The sequence below is a fragment of the Aromatoleum evansii genome, assembly GCF_045689615.1.
GTDB lineage: Bacteria > Pseudomonadota > Gammaproteobacteria > Burkholderiales > Rhodocyclaceae > Aromatoleum > Aromatoleum evansii.
The window spans coordinates 4,931,326-4,951,850 of sequence record NZ_CP141259.1 but is presented as its reverse complement, the minus strand read 5'-3'; the positions used below and the strand labels follow the sequence as shown (position 1 = coordinate 4,951,850).

20 protein-coding genes and 1 pseudogene are annotated in these 20,525 nt (G+C 66.4%); 17 read left to right on the top strand and 4 right to left on the bottom strand.

What is annotated here, in order from left to right:
• The first annotated feature begins 55 nt into the window (after positions 1-55).
• Genes pyrF through U5817_RS23180 form a run of 3 tightly spaced genes read left to right on the top strand, consistent with a single transcriptional unit; the run spans position 56 to position 2,839 of the window.
• The gene (pyrF, locus tag U5817_RS23190; RefSeq protein ID WP_407278986.1) at positions 56-871 is read left to right on the top strand and encodes an orotidine-5'-phosphate decarboxylase; all 816 of its coding nucleotides are present in this window, start codon (positions 56-58) and stop codon (positions 869-871) included.
• Between the two features lie 23 nt (positions 872-894).
• Positions 895-2,385: a 4-hydroxy-3-polyprenylbenzoate decarboxylase gene (gene ubiD, locus U5817_RS23185; protein WP_407278985.1), complete on the top strand. Its 1,491-nt coding sequence runs from the start codon at positions 895-897 to the stop codon at positions 2,383-2,385.
• Between the two features lie 37 nt (positions 2,386-2,422).
• Positions 2,423-2,839, top strand: coding sequence for a DUF4870 family protein (locus tag U5817_RS23180; protein ID WP_407278984.1), 417 nt, complete (start codon positions 2,423-2,425; stop codon positions 2,837-2,839).
• Positions 2,840-2,870: 31 nt separating this feature from the next.
• On the opposite strand, the gene dacB is transcribed toward U5817_RS23180, so the two are convergent.
• Positions 2,871-4,328: a D-alanyl-D-alanine carboxypeptidase/D-alanyl-D-alanine-endopeptidase gene (gene dacB / locus U5817_RS23175; protein WP_407278983.1), complete on the bottom strand. Its 1,458-nt coding sequence runs from the start codon at positions 4,326-4,328 to the stop codon at positions 2,871-2,873.
• 150 nt (positions 4,329-4,478) lie between these two features.
• On the opposite strand from dacB, the gene rfbB reads away from it, so the two are divergent.
• From rfbB to U5817_RS23150, 5 genes are read left to right on the top strand one after another with little or no spacing between them, the layout of a single operon-like run.
• Positions 4,479-5,543, top strand: a complete 1,065-nt coding sequence (rfbB, locus tag U5817_RS23170) for a dTDP-glucose 4,6-dehydratase (protein ID WP_407278982.1) — start codon at positions 4,479-4,481, stop codon at positions 5,541-5,543.
• Positions 5,540-6,424, top strand: a complete 885-nt coding sequence (gene rfbA / locus U5817_RS23165) for a glucose-1-phosphate thymidylyltransferase RfbA (protein ID WP_407278981.1) — start codon at positions 5,540-5,542, stop codon at positions 6,422-6,424. Before rfbB ends, rfbA begins: the two co-directional genes overlap by 4 nt.
• A complete protein-coding gene (gene rfbC, locus U5817_RS23160; RefSeq protein WP_169126382.1) occupies positions 6,424-6,969 on the top strand; it encodes a dTDP-4-dehydrorhamnose 3,5-epimerase in 546 nt (181 codons plus the stop codon). Before rfbA ends, rfbC begins: the two co-directional genes overlap by 1 nt.
• Positions 6,966-7,859, top strand: coding sequence for a dTDP-4-dehydrorhamnose reductase (gene rfbD / locus U5817_RS23155; protein WP_407278980.1), 894 nt, complete (start codon positions 6,966-6,968; stop codon positions 7,857-7,859). Before rfbC ends, rfbD begins: the two co-directional genes overlap by 4 nt.
• A 3-nt stretch (positions 7,860-7,862) precedes the next feature.
• Positions 7,863-8,237 carry a hypothetical protein gene (locus tag U5817_RS23150; protein WP_407278979.1) on the top strand — a complete coding sequence of 125 codons (375 nt, stop codon included), beginning with the start codon at positions 7,863-7,865 and terminating at the stop codon, positions 8,235-8,237.
• Here U5817_RS23150 and lysA read toward each other — a convergent pair.
• Together lysA and lptM are read right to left on the bottom strand one after the other, a co-directional pair.
• Positions 8,210-9,472, bottom strand: coding sequence for a diaminopimelate decarboxylase (gene lysA / locus U5817_RS23145; RefSeq protein WP_407278978.1), 1,263 nt, complete (start codon positions 9,470-9,472; stop codon positions 8,210-8,212). The genes U5817_RS23150 and lysA overlap by 28 nt on opposite strands.
• Positions 9,469-9,687: an LPS translocon maturation chaperone LptM gene (gene lptM / locus U5817_RS23140; RefSeq protein ID WP_246262185.1), complete on the bottom strand. Its 219-nt coding sequence runs from the start codon at positions 9,685-9,687 to the stop codon at positions 9,469-9,471. Before lptM ends, lysA begins: the two co-directional genes overlap by 4 nt.
• Here lptM and cyaY point away from each other — a divergent pair.
• Positions 9,686-10,009, top strand: a complete 324-nt coding sequence (cyaY, locus tag U5817_RS23135; RefSeq protein WP_169126375.1) for an iron donor protein CyaY — start codon at positions 9,686-9,688, stop codon at positions 10,007-10,009. The two genes, lptM and cyaY, sit on opposite strands and share 2 nt — an antisense overlap.
• Before the next feature lie 23 nt (positions 10,010-10,032).
• Here the strand turns inward: cyaY and U5817_RS23130 are convergent, their stop codons facing one another.
• A complete protein-coding gene (locus tag U5817_RS23130; RefSeq protein WP_407278977.1) occupies positions 10,033-12,390 on the bottom strand; it encodes a penicillin-binding protein 1A in 2,358 nt (785 codons plus the stop codon).
• Positions 12,391-12,560: 170 nt separating this feature from the next.
• Between U5817_RS23130 and U5817_RS23125 the strand changes: the two genes are divergently transcribed.
• The 8 genes and pseudogenes from U5817_RS23125 to U5817_RS23090 all read left to right on the top strand — a co-directional run bounded on the left by U5817_RS23125 (position 12,561) and on the right by U5817_RS23090 (position 20,346).
• On the top strand, positions 12,561-13,634 hold the full coding sequence (locus U5817_RS23125) for a pilus assembly protein PilM (RefSeq protein WP_169126371.1): 1,074 nt from the start codon (positions 12,561-12,563) through the stop codon (positions 13,632-13,634).
• A complete protein-coding gene (locus U5817_RS23120) occupies positions 13,631-14,203 on the top strand; it encodes a PilN domain-containing protein (RefSeq protein ID WP_407278976.1) in 573 nt (190 codons plus the stop codon). The genes U5817_RS23125 and U5817_RS23120 overlap by 4 nt, the downstream gene beginning before the upstream one ends.
• Positions 14,200-14,867 (top strand): annotated as a pseudogene (locus tag U5817_RS23115) (type 4a pilus biogenesis protein PilO). The gene U5817_RS23120 and the pseudogene U5817_RS23115 overlap by 4 nt, the downstream one beginning before the upstream one ends.
• Positions 14,868-14,874: 7 nt before the next feature.
• Positions 14,875-15,390: a pilus assembly protein PilP gene (locus U5817_RS23110; protein WP_169126368.1), complete on the top strand. Its 516-nt coding sequence runs from the start codon at positions 14,875-14,877 to the stop codon at positions 15,388-15,390.
• Positions 15,387-17,561, top strand: coding sequence for a type IV pilus secretin PilQ (gene pilQ / locus U5817_RS23105; protein WP_407278975.1), 2,175 nt, complete (start codon positions 15,387-15,389; stop codon positions 17,559-17,561). Before U5817_RS23110 ends, pilQ begins: the two co-directional genes overlap by 4 nt.
• A gap of 88 nt (positions 17,562-17,649) precedes the next feature.
• Complete coding sequence (locus U5817_RS23100; protein ID WP_407281125.1) at positions 17,650-18,141, top strand: shikimate kinase; 492 nt, start codon at positions 17,650-17,652, stop codon at positions 18,139-18,141.
• Between the two features lies 1 nt (position 18,142).
• Entirely contained in the window at positions 18,143-19,225 is a 1,083-nt protein-coding gene (gene aroB / locus U5817_RS23095) for a 3-dehydroquinate synthase (protein ID WP_169126365.1), read from the top strand.
• Complete coding sequence (locus U5817_RS23090; RefSeq protein ID WP_169126364.1) at positions 19,222-20,346, top strand: deoxyguanosinetriphosphate triphosphohydrolase; 1,125 nt, start codon at positions 19,222-19,224, stop codon at positions 20,344-20,346. Before aroB ends, U5817_RS23090 begins: the two co-directional genes overlap by 4 nt.
• The last annotated feature ends 179 nt before the right edge of the window (positions 20,347-20,525 follow it).

Below are 20,525 nucleotides of genomic sequence, written 5' to 3'. Positions count from 1 at the left end.
CGCGCAAGGGCATCATCCGGCTTATCATTCGCCCCGAACCCATCAGGACGCCTCCATGCACTTCATGACCGCCCTCCGGGCCGCCTGGCAGAGCCGCAACAGCCTCCTCTGCGTCGGCCTCGACCCCTATCCCGCGCGCTTCCCCGCCCACCTGCAGGGCCGCCCCGATGCCATCCTCGAATTCTGCAAGGGCATCGTCGACGCGACCGCCGACCTCGTGTGCTGCTTCAAGCCGCAGATCGCCTACTTCGCCGCGCAGCGCGCCGAGGACCAGCTCGAAGACCTGATCGCCCACATCCACGAGCGCCACCCCGATACGCCGGTGATCCTTGACGCCAAGCGCGGCGACATCGGCAGCACTGCCGCACAGTATGCAGTCGAGGCCTTCGAGCGCTTCCGCGCCGACGCGATCACCGTGAATCCCTACATGGGCCGCGATTCGGTCGAGCCCTACCTCGAATACGCCGACAAGGGCGTGATCCTGCTGTGCCGCACCTCGAACCCCGGCGGCAGCGACCTTCAGTTCCTCGATGTCGGCGGCGGCGAGCGCCTGTACGAACGCGTCGCACGCCTGGTCGCGAACGACTGGAATGGGAGCGGCAACTGCGGGCTCGTCGTCGGCGCGACCTTCCCCAACGAGATCGCGCGCGTGCGCCACATCGTCGGCGACATGCCCCTCCTCGTGCCGGGCATCGGCGCCCAGGGGGGCGACATCGCCGAAACCATGCAGGCGGGCGGCACCGCCGCCGGCACCGGCCTGATGATCAACTCCTCGCGCGCGATCCTGTTCGCCGGCAGCGGGGAAGACTATGCCCTGGCGGCCCGCCGCGTCGCCCTCGAGACGCGCGACGCGATCAACGCCAACCGCTGAACCGCCGCACCCGAAAGGATTCCATGCGTTACCACGATCTTCGCGACTTCATCGCCCAGCTCGAACAACGTGGCGAACTGAAGCGCGTCACCATTCCCGTCGACACCCACCTCGAGATGACCGAGATCGCCGACCGCGTGCTGCGCGCCGGCGGCCCCGCGCTGCTGTTCGAAAAACCCGTCACGCGCGGCGTGCCGCAGGCCATGCCGGTGCTTGCGAACCTCTTCGGCACTCCGCAGCGCGTCGCGCTCGGCATGGGCGAGGACCTCACCGACGGCGACTGGCAGACGCCGCTGCGCGAAGTCGGCAAGCTGCTCGCCTTCCTCAAGGAGCCCGAGCCGCCCAAGGGCCTCAAGGACGCGTGGGAGAAGTTCCCGGCCTTCCGCCAGGTGCTCAACATGTCGCCCAAGGAAGTGCGCTCGGCGCCCTGCCAGGAAGTCGTGTGGGAAGGCGCGGACGTCGACGTGGGTCGCCTGCCGATCCAGCACTGCTGGCCCGGCGACGTCGCGCCGCTGATCACCTGGGGCCTCGTCGTCACGCGGGGCCCCGGCAAGAAGCGCCAGAACCTCGGCATCTACCGCCAGCAGGTGCTGGGACCCAACCGCGTCATCATGCGCTGGCTCGCCCACCGCGGCGGCGCGCTCGACTTCCGCGAACACCAGCTCGCGCACCCCGGCGAACCCTTCAAGGTCGCCGTCGTCCTCGGTTGCGACCCGGCGACCATCCTCGGCGCCGTCACGCCGGTGCCCGACACGCTGTCCGAATACCAGTTCGCGGGACTGCTGCGCGGCGCCAAGACCGAACTCGTGCAATGCCTCGGCTCCGACCTGCAGGTGCCGGCCTCGGCCGAGATCGTGCTCGAAGGCGTGATCCACCCGGACGACACCGCTCCCGAGGGGCCCTACGGCGACCACACCGGCTACTACAACGAAGTGTCGGAATTCCCGGTGTTCACGATCGAGCGCATCACGATGCGCAAGGACCCGATCTACCACTCGACCTACACCGGCAAGCCGCCCGACGAGCCGGCGATGCTGGGCGTCGCGCTCAACGAGGTCTTCGTGCCGCTGCTGCAGAAGCAGTTCCCCGAGATCATCGACTTCTACCTGCCGCCCGAGGGCTGCTCCTACCGGCTGGCGGTGGTCAGCATCCGCAAGCAGTACCCGGGGCACGCCAAGCGGGTGATGTTCGGCATCTGGAGCTTCCTGCGCCAGTTCATGTACACCAAGTTCATCATCGTGGTGGACGACGACGTGGACATCCGCGACTGGAAGGAAGTCATCTGGGCGATGACGACCCGCGTCGATGGTTCGCGCGACACCGTGATGGTCGACAACACCCCCATCGACTACCTCGATTTCGCCAGCCCCGTCGCGAGCCTGGGCAGCAAGATGGGCATCGACGCGACCAACAAGTGGCCGGGCGAGACCAACCGCGAGTGGGGGCGTCCGATCGTGATGGACGCCGCGGTCAAGCAGCGGGTCGACGCGATGTGGGGCGAGCTCGGGCTGTAAGATGGCAGGGTGATCCTGACCGGAAGGGGAGTCCGTCATGCCTGACTATCGGACCGGAAGCGCACCCGCCGACCTCGGCGGGCTCGTCACGCTCGCACACATCATCTATGGGCTGCACGCTTTCGCGGTGGTAACGGGCATCGTCGGCTCCGCGACCATCATCGGCAGCTTCGTCGCCAGCCTGCCGTCCATCCTCGCGGTGGTGCTCAACTACATGAAGCGCGACGCGGTGCGCGGCACCTGGCTGGAAAGCCACTTCCGCTGGCAGATCCGTACCTTCTGGTTTGCGCTGCTGTGGATTTTCGTTGCAGTCAGCATGATCCTGACCGTGATCGGCATTCCGTTCGCCTTCGCGCTGCTGATCGGCGCCACCTTGTGGATCGTTTACCGTGTCATTCGCGGCTGGCTGAACCTGCTTGACCGCAGCACCATGCCGATGCCGTCGGACGCCTGAAGCGCGGCATTGCTTTGCCGGCGGCGCGTCGCTATTGCGCCGTCGCCGCGGCGCCTGCCCACACCCATTCGAGCAGCGCGTCCTGCGCGGCCTGGCTGGACCCCGCCTCGGCGTGGTTCACCATCATCACCACCGCATGGCGCCGGCCCTTCCGGTCCAGCACATAGCCGGCGAGCGATTTCACGCCGTTGATCGAGCCGGTCTTGATGTGCGCGTAGCCGCGCGCCGGACTGTCGTGCAGTCGCCCGCGCGCGGTGCCGTCCTCGCCGGCAATCGGCAGCGCGGCGATGAACTCCGGCATGAAGGGCCGCCCCCAGGCCGCAAGCAGCACTTCCGCGAGCGTGCGCGCGCTCACCCGCTCGATGCGCGACAGGCCCGAACCGTTCTCGATCACCAGGCCCGCCGTCGTTATCCCGTCCTCCGCCAGCAGCGCCTGCACGGCCGCGGTTCCGCCCGCGACCATGTCCAGGTTCGCGCCGCTTTCCCGCCCCAGCGTCGCGAGCAGTTGGCGTGCGATCACGTTGCTCGACCACTTGTTCATCTCGCGCACCACCTCGGCGAGCGGCACCGAAGTCTCGACGACCAGCGTCGCCGCGTCGGCCGGCGTCACGCCGTTGCGCACCGAGCCCTCCATCTTCCCGCCCAGTTCGCTCCACAGCGCCGCGACGAGTGCGCGCCCGAAGGCCTCCGGCGACAGCGGGGCAGTCGCCCAGTCGCGTTGCCCGCAACTCGCCGGCATGCTGCCCGACAGCACCAGCCGCGGCCCATGCGGCCCCGCCTCGAGCGCGGCGTCCAGATTGCCGTACCACACGCCGCACGGGCCCGGCGCCGCCGTGATGCGGTTGTCGATGTCGAGGCCGGTCAGTGCCGGATAAGGCGCGAGCCCCACCGGCTGCCCCGGCTCTGCCGGGGGAACCAGGCGCAGCTGCAGCGTGTTGAAGTGCATCAGCAGCCCGTAGGCGCCGCTGTTGTAGGGGCGCAGCGCGCGTCCGTCGAAGGCCGCCGGATCGTGCGGGGGCAGCGCCAGCGCCGAGCCGTCGAGCACGATGTCGCCGCGCACCGTCGCGACGCCCAGGGCGCGCACCTGGCGCAGCAGCTTCCCCAGCCGCTCGTAGTTCAGCATCGGGTCCGCGCCGCCCGTCAGGTAAAGGTTGCCATCCAGAATTCCCGCGGCGACCGGTCCCCCCGTCGCGACCCGCGTCGTCCAGGTGAAGGCGGGGCCGAGCCGGTCCAGTGCCGCGAAGGCGGTCACGACCTTCATCACCGACGCCGGATTCATCGGCCGGTCGCCGCCGGCCTCCAGTTGCGGGGTCGGCGCATCCACGGCCTGCACCCACACCGCCACGTTGCCCGCCGGAATGCGGGCGTCGTCGAGTGCCTGCTGCACCGCCGGGGGCAGGGGCGCAGCAAGCGCGGAAGCCATCGCTCCGCAGAACAGCAGGGCAGCCAGGAGATGGCACAGGCTTTGGAGCATCGGGTGCGTCGTCATGAGCGAGTCGTCGTTATCCTGCAACATCTTGCGAAGCGCGCAAGGGCGCTGCGGGTATGCGGTCGCGATACAATCACGGATTGGATTTTTAGTCCGGACCGGCATTTTACGCCGCCGCAAATGCGGCAAGCTGGCTGAAGAGGTAGATCAATGATTCTCGTGACCGGCGGCGCAGGCTTCATCGGCGCCAACTTCGTACTCGACTGGCTGCGCGCAAGCGACGAGCCGGTGCTGAATCTCGACGCGCTGACCTATGCGGGCAACCTCGAGAATCTTGCCACGCTGCAGGGCGACGGCCGCCACGTCTTCGTGCACGGCGACATCTGCGACCGCGCGCTCATCGACCGCCTGTTCGCCGAGCATCGCCCGCGCGCCGTCGTCCATTTCGCCGCCGAAAGCCACGTCGACCGTTCCATCCACGGCCCCGGCGACTTCGTCCGCACCAACGTCGAAGGCACCTTCACGCTGCTCGAAGCCGCCCGTGGCTACTGGTCCACGCTCGAAGGCGAGGAGAAGGCCGTCTTCCGCTTCCTGCACGTCTCGACCGACGAGGTCTACGGCTCGCTCGGCCCGAACGACCCGCCCTTCGCCGAAACCAAGGCCTACGAACCGAACAGCCCCTATTCCGCAAGCAAGGCCGCGTCCGATCACCTCGTGCGCGCCTGGCACCACACCTATGGGCTGCCGGTGCTCACGACCAACTGCTCGAACAACTACGGCCCCTACCAGTTCCCCGAGAAGCTCATCCCGCTGATGATCGCCAACGCGCTCGCCGGCAAGGCGCTGCCGGTCTATGGCGACGGCCGCAACGTGCGCGACTGGCTCTACGTCGGCGACCACTGCGCCGCGATCCGCGAAGTGCTCGCGCGCGGCCGCCTCGGTGAGACCTACAACGTCGGCGGCTGGAACGAGAAGCCCAACCTCGAGATCGTGCATACCGTCTGCGCGCTGCTCGACGAGCTGCGCCCCGACCCCGCCGGCCCGCACGCGCGCCTCATCACCTACGTCGCCGACCGCCCCGGCCACGACCGCCGCTACGCGATCGACGCGCGCAAGATCGAGCGCGAGCTCGGCTGGCGCCCCGCCGAGACCTTCGAGACCGGCATCCGCAAGACCATCGCGTGGTATCTCGCCAACCAGGACTGGGTCGCGCATGTCCAGTCCGGCAGCTACCGCGAATGGGTCGAGCGCAACTACGGAGAACGTCGAGCATGAGCACACGCAAGGGCATCATCCTCGCCGGTGGATCCGGCACCCGCCTGCACCCGGCCACGCTGGCGGTCTCCAAGCAGCTGCTGCCGGTGTACGACAAGCCGATGATCTACTACCCGCTGAGCACGCTGATGCTCGCGGGCATCCGCGACATCCTCATCATCTCGACGCCGCAGGACACGCCGCGCTTCGAACAGCTCCTCGGCGACGGCAGCCGCTGGGGCCTCAGCCTGCAGTACGCCGTCCAGCCCAGCCCGGACGGCCTCGCCCAGGCCTTCCTGATCGGCGAGCAGTTCATCGCCGGCTCCCCGTCCGCCCTCGTGCTCGGCGACAACCTTTTCTACGGCCACGAACTCGCCGATGACCTCCGGCAGGCCGGCCAGCGCGCGCATGGCGCGACCGTGTTCGCCTATCCGGTGACCGACCCCGAGCGCTACGGCGTCGTCGAGTTCGACGCTGCCGGCCACGCGATCAGCATCGAGGAGAAGCCGGCGAAGCCGAAGAGCCGCTACGCCGTCACCGGCCTCTACTTCTACGACCATCGCGTCGTCGACATCGCGCGCGGCCTCAAGCCCAGCCCGCGCGGCGAACTCGAGATCACCGACGTCAATCGCCACTACCTCGAGGCGGGCGCGCTCGACGTGCAGGTCATGGGCCGCGGCCACGCCTGGCTCGACACCGGCACCCATGAAAGCCTGCTCGAGGCCGGCCTCTTCATCCAGACGATCGAAAAGCGCCAGGGGCTCAAGATCGCCTGTCCGGAAGAAATCGCCTGGCGCTCGGGCTGGATCGACGCCGCCCAGCTCACCGAGCTCGCCAAGCCGCTCGCCAAGAACGGCTACGGCCAGTACCTGCTGCGCGTGCTCGAAGAGAAGGTGTTCTGATGAAGGCCATCCCCACCGCGATTCCCGACGTGCTGCTCATCGAACCGAAAGTGTTCGGCGACGCGCGCGGCTTCTTCTTCGAAAGCTTCAATGCCCGGGCCTTCCGCGAGGCCACGGGACTCGACGAACAGTTCGTGCAGGACAACCACTCGCGCTCCGCGCGCGGCGTGCTGCGTGGCCTCCACTACCAGATCCGCCAGCCGCAGGGGAAACTCGTGCGCGTCGTGCGCGGCGCGGTGTTCGACGTCGCCGTCGACCTGCGCCGCCGCTCGCCGACTTTCGGCCGCTGGACGGGCGTGGAACTCAGCGAGGACAACCACCGCCAGCTGTGGATCCCGCCCGGCTTCGCGCATGGCTTCGTCGTGCTGTCCGATTCCGCGGACTTCCTCTACAAGACCACCGACTACTACGCGCCGGAGCACGAGCGCTGCCTCGCGTGGAACGACCCCGCCGTCGGCGTCGAGTGGCCGCTCGCGGGCGAGCCGCAATTGTCGGCGAAGGACCGCGAGGGCAAGCCCCTCGCCGAATGCGAGGTATTCGAATGAAACTGCTCGTCACCGGCGCAAACGGCCAGGTCGGCTGGGAACTCGCGCGCAGCCTGATGCCGCTCGGCGAAGTCATCGCGCTCGATCGACGGCGCTGCGACCTGTCGCGTCCCGAGACGCTGGCCGCCCTGGTCGCCGACCTCGTACCGGACGTCATCGTCAACGCCGCCGCCTACACGGCCGTAGACAAGGCCGAGTCGGAGGAAGCCCTCGCGACCACCATCAACGGCGCCGCACCCGGCGAACTCGCCCGCGCCGCGAAGTCAGTGGGCGCGCTGCTGATCCACTACTCGACCGATTACGTGTTCGACGGCTCCAAGTCCGGCCCCTACACCGAGGACGACCCCGTCGCGCCCGTCAACGCCTACGGCCGCAGCAAGCTCGCCGGCGAAGTGGCGATCCGCGAGTCCTGTTGCGACCACCTCATCCTGCGCACCACCTGGGTGTTCGCCGCCCGCGGCGGCAACTTCGTGCGCACGATGCTGCGGCTCGGCGCCGAGCGCGAAGTACTGCGCGTCGTCGCCGACCAGCACGGTGCGCCGACCTGGGCGCGCAACATCGCCGACGCCACCGCGCACGTCGTCACCCGGGCGCAGCGCGAGCGGTGCGACGGCGACTTTGCCTCGGGCATCTTCAACCTCGCTTCGGCCGGCGAAACGAACTGGCACGGATTCGCCGAGGCGATCTTCGCCACGGCCCGGACCGCGTTGCCGGAGCTGACCATGAAGGTCGCGAGTGTCGAACCGATCCCCGCGTCCGCCTACCCGACGCCGGCCGCACGTCCGGCCAACTCCCGCCTGTCGGCGGACCGCCTCGCCGCGCGCTTCGGCATCGCGATGCCCCAATGGCAGGACGCACTGCGCCGCTGCCTGGAAGACATCGCGCGCTGAATCATGAGCGGTTTCGAACACTTCGCCCGCGACGCCTGCGAACTCGAGCGCGAGATCCTCAAGCGCGGCATGCTGCTCAAGCTTGACTGGGATGACGCGGCGATCATGCGCAAGCTCGCGCGCGAAGCCCTCGAAGGGGGGGCCGACCACACGCAGGCGCTGCTCGCCGACCCGGATGCGCGCCTGCGCGCGCGCGGCGAACTTTTCGCGCTGGGCGTGCTGATGCTGCGCGTGATGGAGGAGAGCGCCGATACCGGGGTGCACACCCACGGCGGTCCGGCCTGGAAGGCCTTCGGCCGCGCCCTCATCCAGGAGGCACAGGCCGAAGGACGGGCCGTGGACCTGAGGGCTCAGGTCAACGGCGACTCGAGCGCGTAGAGAGATTCGACGGTTTCGCGCCGGCGGATCAGGTGCACGCGGTCGCCATCGACCATGACCTCGGCGGCACGAGGACGCGTGTTGTAGTTCGAACTCATCGCCATGCCGTAGGCCCCGGCCGACAGTAGCGCGACCAGGTCACCTTCCTCGACGGCCAGCTCGCGGTCGTGCGCAAGGAAGTCGCCGCTTTCGCAGATCGGCCCCACGATCTCGTAGTTCTTCACCTCTCCCGCGCGCGGCTGCACCGCCACGACCTCGTGATAGGCGTCGTACAGGGCCGGGCGCGCCAGGTCGTTCATCGCCGCATCCACGATCGCGAAGTTCTTCTCCTCGCCCGGCTTCAGGTACTCGACGCGCGTCAGCAGCAGGCCGGCATTGCCGACCAGCGAGCGGCCGGGCTCGAAGCACAGCTCCTCCGTGCGCCCCTCGAACAGCTTCAGCAGCGGCGCGAGGTATTCGGCGACCGTCGGCGGCTCTTCGTCGCGGTAACGGATACCCAGGCCGCCGCCAAGATCGATATGGTCCAGCGCGATGCCCTCGGCGGCGAGCCGGTCCACCAGCGCGAGCAGCTTGCCCGCGGCTTCCCCGATCGGAGCGGGATCGAGCAGCTGCGAGCCGATGTGGCACGCCACGCCGCTCACGCGCAGGTTGGGCAGGCTCGCCGCGCGGCGGTACAGGTCGGCCGCCGCATCGACCGCGACGCCGAACTTGTTGCTCTTCAGTCCGGTCGAGATGTAGGGATGGGTCTTCGGGTCGACGTCCGGATTCACGCGGAACGCGATCGGCGCGACCTTGCCGAGTTCGCCGGCGACCTCGTTCAGGCGGTCGATCTCCGCTTCCGACTCGACGTTGAAGCAGCGGATACCGGCCTGCAAGGCCAAGCGCATCTCGTCGCGGCTCTTGCCGACACCCGAGAACACCACCTTGCCGGCATCGCCGCCAGCGGCCAGCACCCGCGCGAGTTCGCCGCCCGACACGATGTCGAAGCCCGCGCCCAGCTGCGCGAACACCGACAGCACGCCGAGGTTCGAATTCGCCTTCACCGCGTAGCACACCAGGGCCTTGCGGCCGGCAAGCGCGTCGCGGTACGCCGAGAACGCCTCGGTCAGCGCGCGGCGCGAATAGACGTAAACGGGCGTGCCATGCTGCGCGGCGATCGCGGCGAGCGACACGCCTTCGAGCTGAAGGCCGTCATTGCCCTCGGTCAGGGTCGGAATCGGAAATCGGGAGGTCATCGGGAGTCGTCGGCAGCCTTGGGTGCTTTGCTATGATCGACGCCGGCGGCCGGAGCCGCCTTGGCCGGTGCGGGCGGAACCTGGGGCAGGTACAGCGGCCCCTTGATCCCGCAACCGCACAGGGCAATGGCACAGCACAGCGCGGCAGCGGTCGGAATGGCTCGCATGGTGTCGTCGGTCGAAAAAACGGAAATGCTAACAGAAGGAGCGAACATGGAAGAATCGGCGTTCAACGCGCTGGCCGAAGCCGAACTCGCGCGCATCGAGGCGGCGCTCGAAAGCTGCGGTGCCGAACTGGACATCGAAACCATGCCCGGGGGCGTGCTCGAGGTCGAATTCGAGAACGGCAGCAAGATGGTGATCAACCGCCACTCCGCCGCGCGCGAGATCTGGGTCGCCGCCAAGTCCGGCGGCTTCCACTTCCGCCCCGACTCCGGCCGCTGGATCGCCACGCGCGACGGCGCCGAACTCTACGCGCTGCTGTCCCGGCTGGTCAGCGAGCAGTCCGGCAATCCGGTGGTGGTGGCCGCCGGCTGATCTGCCGGCAGCCTGCCCGCAGATCAGGGTCGGCGGATCGGCGTCGGGGATCGCTCGACGACGGGAGCAGGCGCCGCCGCGGGCCGGGTCAGGGGTAGCGCCTCGTCGGGCGCCTCCGAGGGCAGCGGGAGGTTCTCGATGCCGGCCGGTATCATGATCGGCTCCGCCGGCAGGTTCTCCGCGTAGATGTACTCCTCGCGTCCCGAGCCGGTATCGACGGCAAGGAGGCCCTCCGGGCGCGGCGGGAACTTCTCCGGGAGTCCCTTCAGCGCCGTCCGCATGTAGTTCACCCACATCGGCAGCGCCGCTGAACCGCCGGTCTCGCCGCGTCCGAGGTTGCGCGGCTGGTCGAAGCCCATCCAGCTCACCGCAACGAGATCCGGATGGTAGCCGGCGAACCAGGCGTCCACATAGTCGTTGGTGGTTCCCGTCTTGCCCGCGAGGTCGGCGCGCTTGAGCGCGAGTGCGCGCGTCGCCGTGCCGCGCCGGATCACGTCCTGCATCATCGAATTCATCAGCCAGGCGTTGCGCGGGTCGATCACCCGCGGTGCGCTCTCGCCGGCGACCGGCGGGTCGATCTTCGCGACCACATGTCCCTGTCCGTCGATCATTTCCTTCACGACATACGGTTCGATGCGATAGCCGCCGTTCGCGAACACTGCGTATCCGGCGGCCATCTGCCACGGCGTCGCCATCCCGGCGCCCAGCGCCATCGTCAGGTAGGGCGGATGCTGTGCGGCGTCGAAACCGAAGCGGGTGACGTAGTCCTGCGCATACTCGGGCGTGATCGAGCGTAGCAGGCGGATCGAGATCATGTTCTTCGATCGCGCCAGCCCCTCGCGCAGCGTCATCGGCCCTTCATACTTGCCGTCGTAGTTCTTCGGCTCCCAGTCCTTGCTTCCCGTGATGCCGGCCGGGAAGAACAGCGGACCGTCCTCTTCGACCGTGCTCGGCGAGAAGCCGCGCTCGAGTGCCGCCGAGTAGATGAAGGGCTTGAAGCTCGATCCCGGCTGGCGCAGCGCCTGGGTCGCATGGTTGAACTTGTTCCGATTGAAGTCGAAGCCGCCGATGAGCGCCCGCACCGCGCCGGTCTTCGAGTCCACCGAGATCAGCGCCGCCTCCACGTCCGGCAGCTGCGCGATCTCCCAGCCCTTCTCGCCGAGCTCGCGGATGCGCACGATCGCCCCGCGCCGCAGCTTGCGTGCCTGCGGCGCACGCTCGTTGAGCATCGGCGCGGCAAAGGCCAGTCCCGCACCCGAGATCTTCAGGCTCTCGCCATGGCGATAGACCGTGACCGACTTCGGCGATGCCTCGAGAACCAGCGCGGCGAGCAGGTCATCGTAGTCCGCCGCGTCGGAGAGCAGTTCATCGAGCCGCTCTTCGTCACCCGCCTTGATGCCGTTCAGGTCGACAAAGCCCTCCGGGCCGCGATAGCCGTGCCGCCGGTCGTAATCCTGCACGCCCTGCCGCACCGCCTTGTAGGCGGCCTGCTGTTCCTCGCGCGTCACCGTCGTGATCACGCGGATGCCGGAGTCGTAGGCTTGATCGCCGAACTGCTCGACGGCGAGCTGACGCGCCATTTCCGCAACGAAGTCGCCACGCAGCGGACTCGCTGCCGAACGCCCGTTGGCTAGCACCAGCGGTTCCGCGCGGGCCGTCTCGTAGGTCTTCTCGTCGATGAAGCCCGCTTCGACCATGCGCCGCAATACGTAGTGCTGGCGCTGCGTCGCGCGGCGCGGGTTGGCGATCGGATTGTAGGCGGACGGTGCCTTCGGCAGTCCTGCGAGCATGGCCGCCTCGGCCACGGTGATGTCCTTCAGCGGCTTGTCGAAGTACGCACGTGCCGCCGCGGAGAAACCGTATGAGCGCTGGCCGAGAAAAATCTGGTTGATGTAGAGCTCGAAGATCTGGTCCTTGCTCAGGCTGCGTTCGATGCGCAGTGCCAGGAGAATCTCGTAGAGCTTGCGGTTGAAGGTTTTTTCGCGCGTCAGGAAAAAATTGCGCGCCACCTGCATCGTGATCGTCGATGCCCCCTGGCCGCGCCCGCCCGACACGACGTTCGCGAGCGCCGCGCGCGCGATGCCGATCACGTCGATGCCGGGGTGTTCATAGAAGCGCTCGTCCTCGGCCGCGAGGATGGCCTGCTTCAGAATCGCCGGGACTTCGTCCATCGTCACGACGACGCGTCGTTCCTCGCCGAATTCCCCGAGTAAATATCCATCTGACGTGTATACTCGCAGCGGAATCTTCGGGCGGTAATCGGTCAGAACGTCCAGCGAAGGCAGGTTCGGCCATGCGAATGCAGAGACGGCCGCGATGGTTGCCGCGCCGAGAACGACGAGAGCGATCAGTGCCGCGAGGGGATACAAGACCCAGCGCATCGGGAATCCAGAAAGGGAGGGCGGGAGCGCGATTATACGTTTGCGCGACCTGAGCCTCCAAAGCATCCGCCGCCGTCTGTGTTTGCACTCGCAACACTTTGTTGCTAGCATCTCAGAAGCTTATTCAGTATCGGCGCCTAACATAAAGAAATTTAAGGATTTTCTTTGTGATGGACTTCTCCCTCTTTCGCCCCAAGGCGCGCCAACTGGTCGGCCTCGATATCTCATCTTCATCCGTGAAGATGGTCGAGCTGTCAGAGGGCGAAAAGGGTGCATACCGCATGGAGCGGTATGCCATCGAATCCCTTCCGCGTGACGCCGTCGTCGACGGCAACATCGCCAATCTCGAAGGCGTGAGCGAGGCCGTGTCGCGTGCCGTGCGCCGCATGGGCGGGGGCATCAAGCAGGTGGCCATTGCGCTCCCTGCTTCGGCGGTCATCACCAAGAAGATGATCCTGCCGGGCGGCCTGCGCGACCAGGAAATGGAGCTCCAGGTCGAGTCCGAGGCCAGCCAGTACATCCCCTTCGCGCTGGACGAAGTCAATCTCGACTTCCAGGTGGTCGGCCCGTCGCCGGGCAGCCCCGAGGAAGTAGAAGTCCTCATCGCGGCATCGCGCAAGGAAAAGGTCGAGGATCGCGTCGCCGTCGTCGAATCCGCTGGCCTCAAGGCCGTCGTGATGGACGTCGAGTCCTTTGCTGCGGAGGCTGCCTTCGAGCTCGTGGCGAAGCAGCTCCCGGGCGGAGGTGCCGACAAGATCGTCGCGGTCATCGACGTCGGTGCCAACGTCATGAACGTCAGCGTGCTGCGCAATGGCCAGCAGCTCTATGCCCGCGAACAGGCGTTCGGCGGCATGCAGCTCACGCAGGAAATCGCACGGCAGTACGGCATGAGCGTCGAGGACGCCGAGTCTGCGAAGCGGACCGGAGGGCTGCCCGAGGATTACGAGCGCGACCTGATGCGTCCCTTCATGGATAGCCTGGCCCTCGAAGTCTCGCGGGCCCTGCAGTTCTTCTTCACATCCACACAGTTCAACCAGGTCGACCACATTGTCCTCGCGGGCGGCTGCTCGGTCATGCCCGGGCTGTCCGAGGTCGTCGCCGGTCGCACCCAGGTCCCGTCCATCGTCGCCAATCCCTTCGTCGGGATGTCGCTGTCGTCGCGTGTGCGACCCAAGAATCTGCTGGCCGATGCACCGTCGTTGATGGTCGCGTGCGGGCTGGCGCTCCGGAGATTCGATTCATGATTCGAATCAATCTGCTGCCCCATCGGGAGCTCAAGCGCCGTGAACGGCGCCAGCAGTTCTACGTCGTGTCCGTCGCGATGGTCGCGGCCGGCCTGCTGGTCGCGCTGGTCGTGCACACCGTCATCGCAGGCTATGTCGAGCGTCAGGAACGCCGCAACGACTTCCTCAAGGCCGAGATCTCCAAGCTCGACGCCCAGATCGCCGAAATCAAGCGTCTGCGCGAGCAGATCGACGCCCTGCTGGCGCGCAAGCAGGTCATCGAGTCCCTGCAGACGACGCGGGGCCAGGCGGTGAACGTCATGAACGAGTTTGCCCGGCGCGTGCCCGACGGCGTGTATCTGCGATCGATCAAGCAGACCGGGCCGAAGATCGCCCTGCTCGGCTACTCGCAGTCCAATTCGCGCGTTTCGGCGCTGATGCGCAGCCTCGACGAATCGCCCTATCTCGCCAACCCGGGGCTGGTGGAAATCAAGTCCGCATCCGTGAACAAGCGGCGGGTCAGCGATTTCGCGCTCAATATCGGTATCGAAGGGCCCAAGGCCGAAGGCGATCAAGGGGCCAGAAAATGAATCCCGGCAAACTCAAAGGCATCGATTTCGAGCGGCTCTCGCAGGATTTCAAGGGGCTCGATCCCAACGATCCCGGCGCATGGCCGCTGGCGCCGCGCATCGCGGTGTTCGTCGCGTTGCTGGTTGCGGCCCTTGCGCTCGCATGGTGGTTCGACTGGCGCGATCAGGTGGCGCTCCTCGAACAGCGCGAGGCTGAAGAGGTGCAACTGCGCGGCGACTGGGTGACGAAGAAGAAGCTTGCCGTGAATCTGGATGCCTATAAGCTTCAGCTCGAGGAGACCGACCGCCAGTTCGGCGCGCTGCTCAAGCAGCTTCCGAATCGCGCCGAGATGGATTCGCTGCTGTCCGACATCAACCAGGCCGGCGTGGGCCGCGGGCTGCAGTTCGAGCTCTTCAAGCCGGGCGCCGAGCGGTCAAGGATTTCTATGCCGAGATGCCGATCGATGTGCGCATCGTCGGTGCCTACAACGATCTCGGCGCGTTTGCCGAGGACGTCGCCCGCATGTCCCGCATCGTGACGCTGGACAATGTCGCGCTCGAAACCCTCAAGGACGGCGGGCTCAAGCTGGAAGCGAAGGCCGTCACGTATCGCTACCTCGACGAAGAGGAGCTCGCGCAGAAGCGCCAGCAGGAGAAGGCCGCAAAGGCAAAGGGAGGCAAGTGAGAAAGCCATGAAACGCCTTCTGATACTTGCAAGTGCCCTTGTCCTCACCGCCTGTGCCGGCGACCAGGAGGACATCCAGGGCTGGATGGTCGAGCAGGAAAAGGGCATGCCCCAGACGATCAAGCCCCTGCCCGAGGTGAAGCCCGCGCCAGTCGTGAAATACGAAGCCGAAGGCGCCGCAGACCCCTTTGTTGCGAGCCGCATCGAACCGGAAACCAAGACCTCCCGACGCGGCGGTCCCGATCTCGATCGGAGGCGCGAGCCGCTCGAATCCTACCCGCTCGAATCCCTGCAACTTGTCGGCGTGATCACCCAGAACAAAAAGGTACACGCCCTGGTCCGCGCCGACCAGAACCTGCACCAGGTCAGGGTCGGCAACTACATGGGCCAGAACTTCGGACTGGTGACGGCGATCTCGGAGTCGGAAGTCACCCTTAAGGAACTGGTTGAAGACATGAACGGCGATTGGGTCGAGCGCATCAGCACATTGCTGCTGCAGGAGCAGCAGGAGGCACGGAAATGAACAAACAACGCATGATTGCGCTGCTGTGTGCGGCGTTCACCCTCGCTGTTCCTGCGCCCGCCGTCCTGGCGCAAGCTGCGTCGTCGCAGACCCAGGCCGCGCCGAACCGCATCGAAGATCTCGAGGTTTCCCGGCAAGGGGGATCCGTATTGCTGAAACTCACGCTGAAGGAGCCCCTGGCGGCGCCGCCGGCGAGTTTCAGCGTTGCGAACCCCGCGCGGATCGCATTCGATTTTCCCGGCACCGTCAATGGCCTGGGTCGCAGCGTGCAGGAAATCGACCAGGGCGACCTGCGCAGCGCCAACATCGTGCAGGCAGGTGACCGCACGCGCCTTGTCCTGAATGTTTCCAAGGTGACGCCGTTCGAGTCGCGCATCGAGGGGCGCTCCGTCATCATTTCTCTCGGTGCCGCAGCGCCGGTCGGCGCGACGACCACCCAGGTGTCGCAGGCAATGGCCAATTTCGCGCCGCAGAAGAGTGACGCGGTCGCCGAGGGCAGCAGCATCCGCGACATCAATTTCCGCCGCGGCAAGGACGGTGAAGGCCGGGTGGTCGTTCAGCTCTCGAGCTCCGATGCCGGCATCGACATCCGTCAGCAGGGCGGCGGACTGGTCGTCGAATTCCTGAAGACCTCGCTGCCCGAGCATCTGCGTCGCCGCTCCGACGTCACCGACTTCGCCACTCCGGTGACCTCCATGACCGCCCAGCAGCAGGGCGACAACGTCCGCCTGCAGGTGACTCCCAATGGCAAGTGGGAGCACAACGCCTACCAGAGCGACAACCAGTTCGTGCTCGAGGTGCGCCGTGTCGTCGAGGATCCGAACAAGCTCGTCCAGGGCGCCGCACGCGGCCAGTACAAGGGTGAGAAGCTCTCGCTGAACTTCCAGAACATCGACGTCCGGTCGGTGCTGCAGGTCATCGCGGACTTCACCAACTTCAACATCATCACCAGCGACTCCGTGCAGGGCAATCTGACCTTGCGCCTCAAGGATGTGCCGTGGGATCAGGCCCTCGACATCATCCTGCAGGCCAAGGGCCTGGACATGCGCAAGTCGGGCAACGTCATCTGGATCGCCCCGGGTGAGGAGCTCGCGACGCGCGAGAAGCTGCAGCTCGAAGCGAAGGCGCAGATCGGCGACCTCGAGCCGCTGCAGACCGAGAGCTTCCAGATCAATTACCACAAGTCCAAGGAAATCTTCGATTTCCTGAAGAGCAAGGATCAGACGATGCTGTCGAAGCGTGGCAGCGTCGTCGTCGACGAGCGCAGCAACCGGCTGTTCGTCACCGACGTCGCCAGCCGCCTGGCGGCCCTCGCGAGCCTCATCAAGGACATCGACATCCCGCCGCGCCAGGTCATGATCGAGGCGCGGGTCGTCGAGGCGAACAAGGACTTTGCGCGCGACCTCGGTGTGCGTCTTGGTTACGGCGATCGCCGCGCGAAGAACCTCGGCGATGGTGCGAAGATCGGCTTCGGATCGTCCGAGTTCGGCAATTTCAATTCTTCGACCGGCGCGATCAGCACGGACCCGGATACGCCGATCAACACGATCATCCATCGTGTCGGCGAGAACGCGGTCAGTGGCAATGGCTTCCTGCCGACAAACCCTTTCGGCGCGCTGAACCTGACCCTGTTCAACCGTTCGCTGACGCGCTTCCTGAACCTCGAGTTGGCAGCGCTGGAGTCGGACGGTCGTGGCCGGGTGGTCTCCAGTCCGCGCATCCTCACGGCCAACCAGGTCGAAGCGACGATCAAGCAGGGCCAGGAAATTCCCTACGTCACGCCCTCGAGCGGCACCGAGCCGCCTACGGTCAGCTTCAAGGACGCCGTGCTGATGCTCAAGGTGCGTCCGCAGATCACGCCTGACGGCCGCATCCAGCTGAAGGTCGAGGTAAGCAAGGACAGGGCCGACTTCTCGCGCAGCATTCTCGGCAATCCGCCCATCGACAAGAAGAGCGTGACGACCGAAGTGATGGTCGAGAACGGCGGCACGGTGGTGATCGGCGGCGTGTTCGAGGAAGAGGAGACGACCAACGTGGATCGCGTGCCGCTGCTCGGCGAGATTCCCTACCTCGGCGCCCTGTTCCGCTCGACGAGCACGCAGTCGGCACGTCGCGAGCTGCTGGTGTTCCTGACGCCGCGCATCGTTGCGGACACGCTGACGCTCAAGTGATCGGCGTACGCGCAGGCTCGTTGGCCTGCTGTATAGTTGCTGGCATTACGTATCGGATGCCGGTTTGGTGTTAGTGATTCTGGTTGGCATGATGGGCGCCGGGAAGACCACGGTTGGTCGCGAGTATGCCCGGCGTCATCGCATGCGCTTCATCGATTGCGATCACGAGATCGAGGCTCGCACGGGGGTCAAGGTCTCCACGATCTTCGAGATTGAGGGCGAGGAAGGTTTCAGGCGGCGCGAGACTCAGCTCATTGACGAGCTGACGCACGAGTCCGACCTGGTGCTGGCCACCGGCGGCGGGGTCGTTCTCAATCCCGACAATCGCGCGATGATGTCCGAGCGGGGTATCGTCGTTTACCTCAACGTCCCGACCACGGTCCTGTGGGAGCGGACGCGGCACGACCGCAACCGGCCCTTGCTTCAGGTGCCCAACCCGCGCGAGCGTATCGAGACGCTCTACCGCGAGCGCGATCCCTTGTACCGTTCCGTCGCGGACATCATCGTCGATGGCGGTCGCGGCAACCCCGGGGGGATGGTGCGGGTGATCGAGAAGGCCATCGATAACTTCAAGAAGTGATATGCGTACCCTGAATGTGGCCCTCGGCGACCGCAGCTATCCGATTCACATCGGTCGCGGCCTGCTCGCCGACCCTTCGCTGATTGTTCCCTTCCTCAGGACGCCGCGCGTCGCGATCGTCACCAACGACGTCGTGGGGCCGCTATACCTTGGTCCGCTGCAGAGCGTGCTGCGCGACAGCGGCGTGCGCGTGCACGCCGTGACCTTGCCCGATGGCGAGGTGCACAAGGACTGGCCGACGCTGAACCTGATCTTCGACATGCTGCTGGCCGAGCGTTGTGAGCGCTCCACGACCCTCCTTGCCCTGGGCGGCGGGGTCGTCGGCGACATGACGGGCTTTGCCGCAGCGACCTACCAGCGGGGCGTGCCGTTCATCCAGATTCCGACGACGTTGCTGTCTCAGGTCGATTCGTCGGTGGGCGGCAAGACGGCGATCAATCATCCGCTCGGCAAGAACATGATCGGCGCGTTCTACCAGCCGAAACTCGTACTGGCCGACACGGGCACGCTCGAAACGCTGCCGGGGAACGAACTCGCGGCAGGCCTGGCGGAAGTGATCAAGTACGGCCTGATCCGCGATCCGGCGTTCTTCGAGTGGCTGGAGTCGAACATCGAGCGCCTGGTTGCGCGCGATCCAGAGGCGCTGGCGTTCGCGATCGAGCGCTCGTGTGCGAACAAGGCCGAGGTCGTCGCTGCCGATGAAACCGAACAGGGCGAGCGGGCGCTCCTGAATCTGGGCCATACCTTCGGCCATGCGATCGAAACCGGCATGGGCTATGGGGCCTGGCTACACGGCGAGGCCGTCGCGGCAGGGACGATGATGGCGGCGGAGCTGTCGGCGCGGCTGGGGTGGTTGAGCGGCGATGAGGTCGTGCGGATCGAGGCGCTGCACCGACGTGCCGGCTTGCCCGTGCATGGCCCGCGGCTTGGCGTGTCGCGCTATCTGGAGTTGATGGCCCACGACAAGAAGGTGGAGGCCGGGCGGCTGCGGCTGATCCTGTTGCGCGGCATCGGCAGGGCGGTCATCCATGCCGATGCGACGCACGAGGCGATCGCGGCTGCCATCGAAGCGCGTTGCGCATGATGGCGCTCGCTGCCTGGGCGGTTACCGAAGCTAATTCGCGCGGGCGCGTTCATCCCGAGCCCTCGCCGGGCATACGTACCGAGTTCCAGCGCGACCGCGACCGCATCGTCCATTCGAATTCGTTCCGGCGGCTCGAGTACAAGACGCAGGTCTTCGTCAATCACGAGGGCGACCTCTTTCGTACCCGTCTCACGCACAGCATCGAGGTGGCCCAGATCTCGCGCGGGGTGGCGCGGGCGCTGCAGCTCAACGAGGATCTGGTCGAGGCCGTCGCGCTGGCGCACGATCTCGGGCACACGCCGTTCGGGCATGCGGGTCAGGACGCCCTGAATGCCTGCATGAAGGCGCACGGGGGCTTCGAGCACAACCTGCAATCCCTGCGAACCGTCGATCTTCTTGAGGAGCATTACGCCGCGTTCGACGGCCTCAACCTATGCTACGAAACGCGCGAGGGAATCCTCAAACACTGCTCGCGCGAGCGCGCCAAGGAGCTGGGCGAGCTGGGACAGCGCTTTCTCGCCGGCCATCAGCCTTCGCTGGAAGCGCAGCTGACGAACCTCGCGGACGAGATCGCGTACAACAACCACGACGTAGACGATGGCCTGCGCTCGGGGCTGATCACGCTCGAGCAGCTCGACGAAGTCGCCGTTTTCGCGGATGCCCGCCGCGATGCGGAGGCGCGCTGGCCCGGCCTGGGCGGGCGTCGCCTGATCCACGAGACGATCCGGCGCATGATCAACGAGATGGCGCTCGACCTCATCGCCACGACGCGTGCGAACATCGAGGCCGCCGGCGTGCAGTCGCTTGCGGACGTGCGTCATGCCGGGCGTCTGGTCGCGTATTCGGAAGAGCTGGCGCCGCGCCTGCGCGAGCTGAAGGCCTTCCTGCGGCAGAACCTCTACGCGCACTATCAGGTGCTGCGCATGACGGACAAGGCGCGCCGCATCATCCAGGATCTGTTCGGCGCCTTCATGAGCGATCCTCGCCTGCTCCCGCCGCAGTACCAGATGCGGGCGCGCGCCGACACGCCGCGTGCAATCGCCGACTACATCGCGGGAATGACCGACCGCTACGCCATGAAAGAGCACCGCCGCCTCTTCGCCGTTGGCGAAATTCATTGAGGCATCATAGGCTTACCGCAACGCAAAAATTTCTTGAAACAGCGGTTTTGCGGAGGTATATTCCTAAGTCCGCCTGAAAGGTAAGCAGTGGCCGTGTGTCAAGCATTGGCCGAAGGAGCCGGTGTGCGCGCGCATCCCGGCTCTTTTTGACGCCTGCACAATTTTGGTGCGTTATTTGC

What these genes read in the sequence shown, in the direction of transcription:
- pyrF (WP_407278986.1), top strand. Translation starts at nt 56, where the DNA reads ATGCACTTCATGACCGCCCTCCGGGCCGCCTGGCAGAGCCGCAACAGC.
- ubiD (WP_407278985.1), top strand. Translation starts at nt 895, where the DNA reads ATGCGTTACCACGATCTTCGCGACTTCATCGCCCAGCTCGAACAACGT.
- U5817_RS23180 (WP_407278984.1), top strand. Translation starts at nt 2,423, where the DNA reads ATGCCTGACTATCGGACCGGAAGCGCACCCGCCGACCTCGGCGGGCTC.
- dacB (WP_407278983.1), bottom strand. Translation starts at nt 4,328, where the DNA reads ATGACGACGCACCCGATGCTCCAAAGCCTGTGCCATCTCCTGGCTGCC.
- rfbB (WP_407278982.1), top strand. Translation starts at nt 4,479, where the DNA reads ATGATTCTCGTGACCGGCGGCGCAGGCTTCATCGGCGCCAACTTCGTA.
- rfbA (WP_407278981.1), top strand. Translation starts at nt 5,540, where the DNA reads ATGAGCACACGCAAGGGCATCATCCTCGCCGGTGGATCCGGCACCCGC.
- rfbC (WP_169126382.1), top strand. Translation starts at nt 6,424, where the DNA reads ATGAAGGCCATCCCCACCGCGATTCCCGACGTGCTGCTCATCGAACCG.
- rfbD (WP_407278980.1), top strand. Translation starts at nt 6,966, where the DNA reads ATGAAACTGCTCGTCACCGGCGCAAACGGCCAGGTCGGCTGGGAACTC.
- U5817_RS23150 (WP_407278979.1), top strand. Translation starts at nt 7,863, where the DNA reads ATGAGCGGTTTCGAACACTTCGCCCGCGACGCCTGCGAACTCGAGCGC.
- lysA (WP_407278978.1), bottom strand. Translation starts at nt 9,472, where the DNA reads ATGACCTCCCGATTTCCGATTCCGACCCTGACCGAGGGCAATGACGGC.
- cyaY (WP_169126375.1), top strand. Translation starts at nt 9,686, where the DNA reads ATGGAAGAATCGGCGTTCAACGCGCTGGCCGAAGCCGAACTCGCGCGC.
- lptM (WP_246262185.1), bottom strand. Translation starts at nt 9,687, where the DNA reads ATGTTCGCTCCTTCTGTTAGCATTTCCGTTTTTTCGACCGACGACACC.
- U5817_RS23130 (WP_407278977.1), bottom strand. Translation starts at nt 12,390, where the DNA reads ATGCGCTGGGTCTTGTATCCCCTCGCGGCACTGATCGCTCTCGTCGTT.
- U5817_RS23125 (WP_169126371.1), top strand. Translation starts at nt 12,561, where the DNA reads ATGGACTTCTCCCTCTTTCGCCCCAAGGCGCGCCAACTGGTCGGCCTC.
- U5817_RS23120 (WP_407278976.1), top strand. Translation starts at nt 13,631, where the DNA reads ATGATTCGAATCAATCTGCTGCCCCATCGGGAGCTCAAGCGCCGTGAA.
- U5817_RS23110 (WP_169126368.1), top strand. Translation starts at nt 14,875, where the DNA reads ATGAAACGCCTTCTGATACTTGCAAGTGCCCTTGTCCTCACCGCCTGT.
- pilQ (WP_407278975.1), top strand. Translation starts at nt 15,387, where the DNA reads ATGAACAAACAACGCATGATTGCGCTGCTGTGTGCGGCGTTCACCCTC.
- U5817_RS23100 (WP_407281125.1), top strand. Translation starts at nt 17,650, where the DNA reads ATGATGGGCGCCGGGAAGACCACGGTTGGTCGCGAGTATGCCCGGCGT.
- aroB (WP_169126365.1), top strand. Translation starts at nt 18,143, where the DNA reads ATGCGTACCCTGAATGTGGCCCTCGGCGACCGCAGCTATCCGATTCAC.
- U5817_RS23090 (WP_169126364.1), top strand. Translation starts at nt 19,222, where the DNA reads ATGATGGCGCTCGCTGCCTGGGCGGTTACCGAAGCTAATTCGCGCGGG.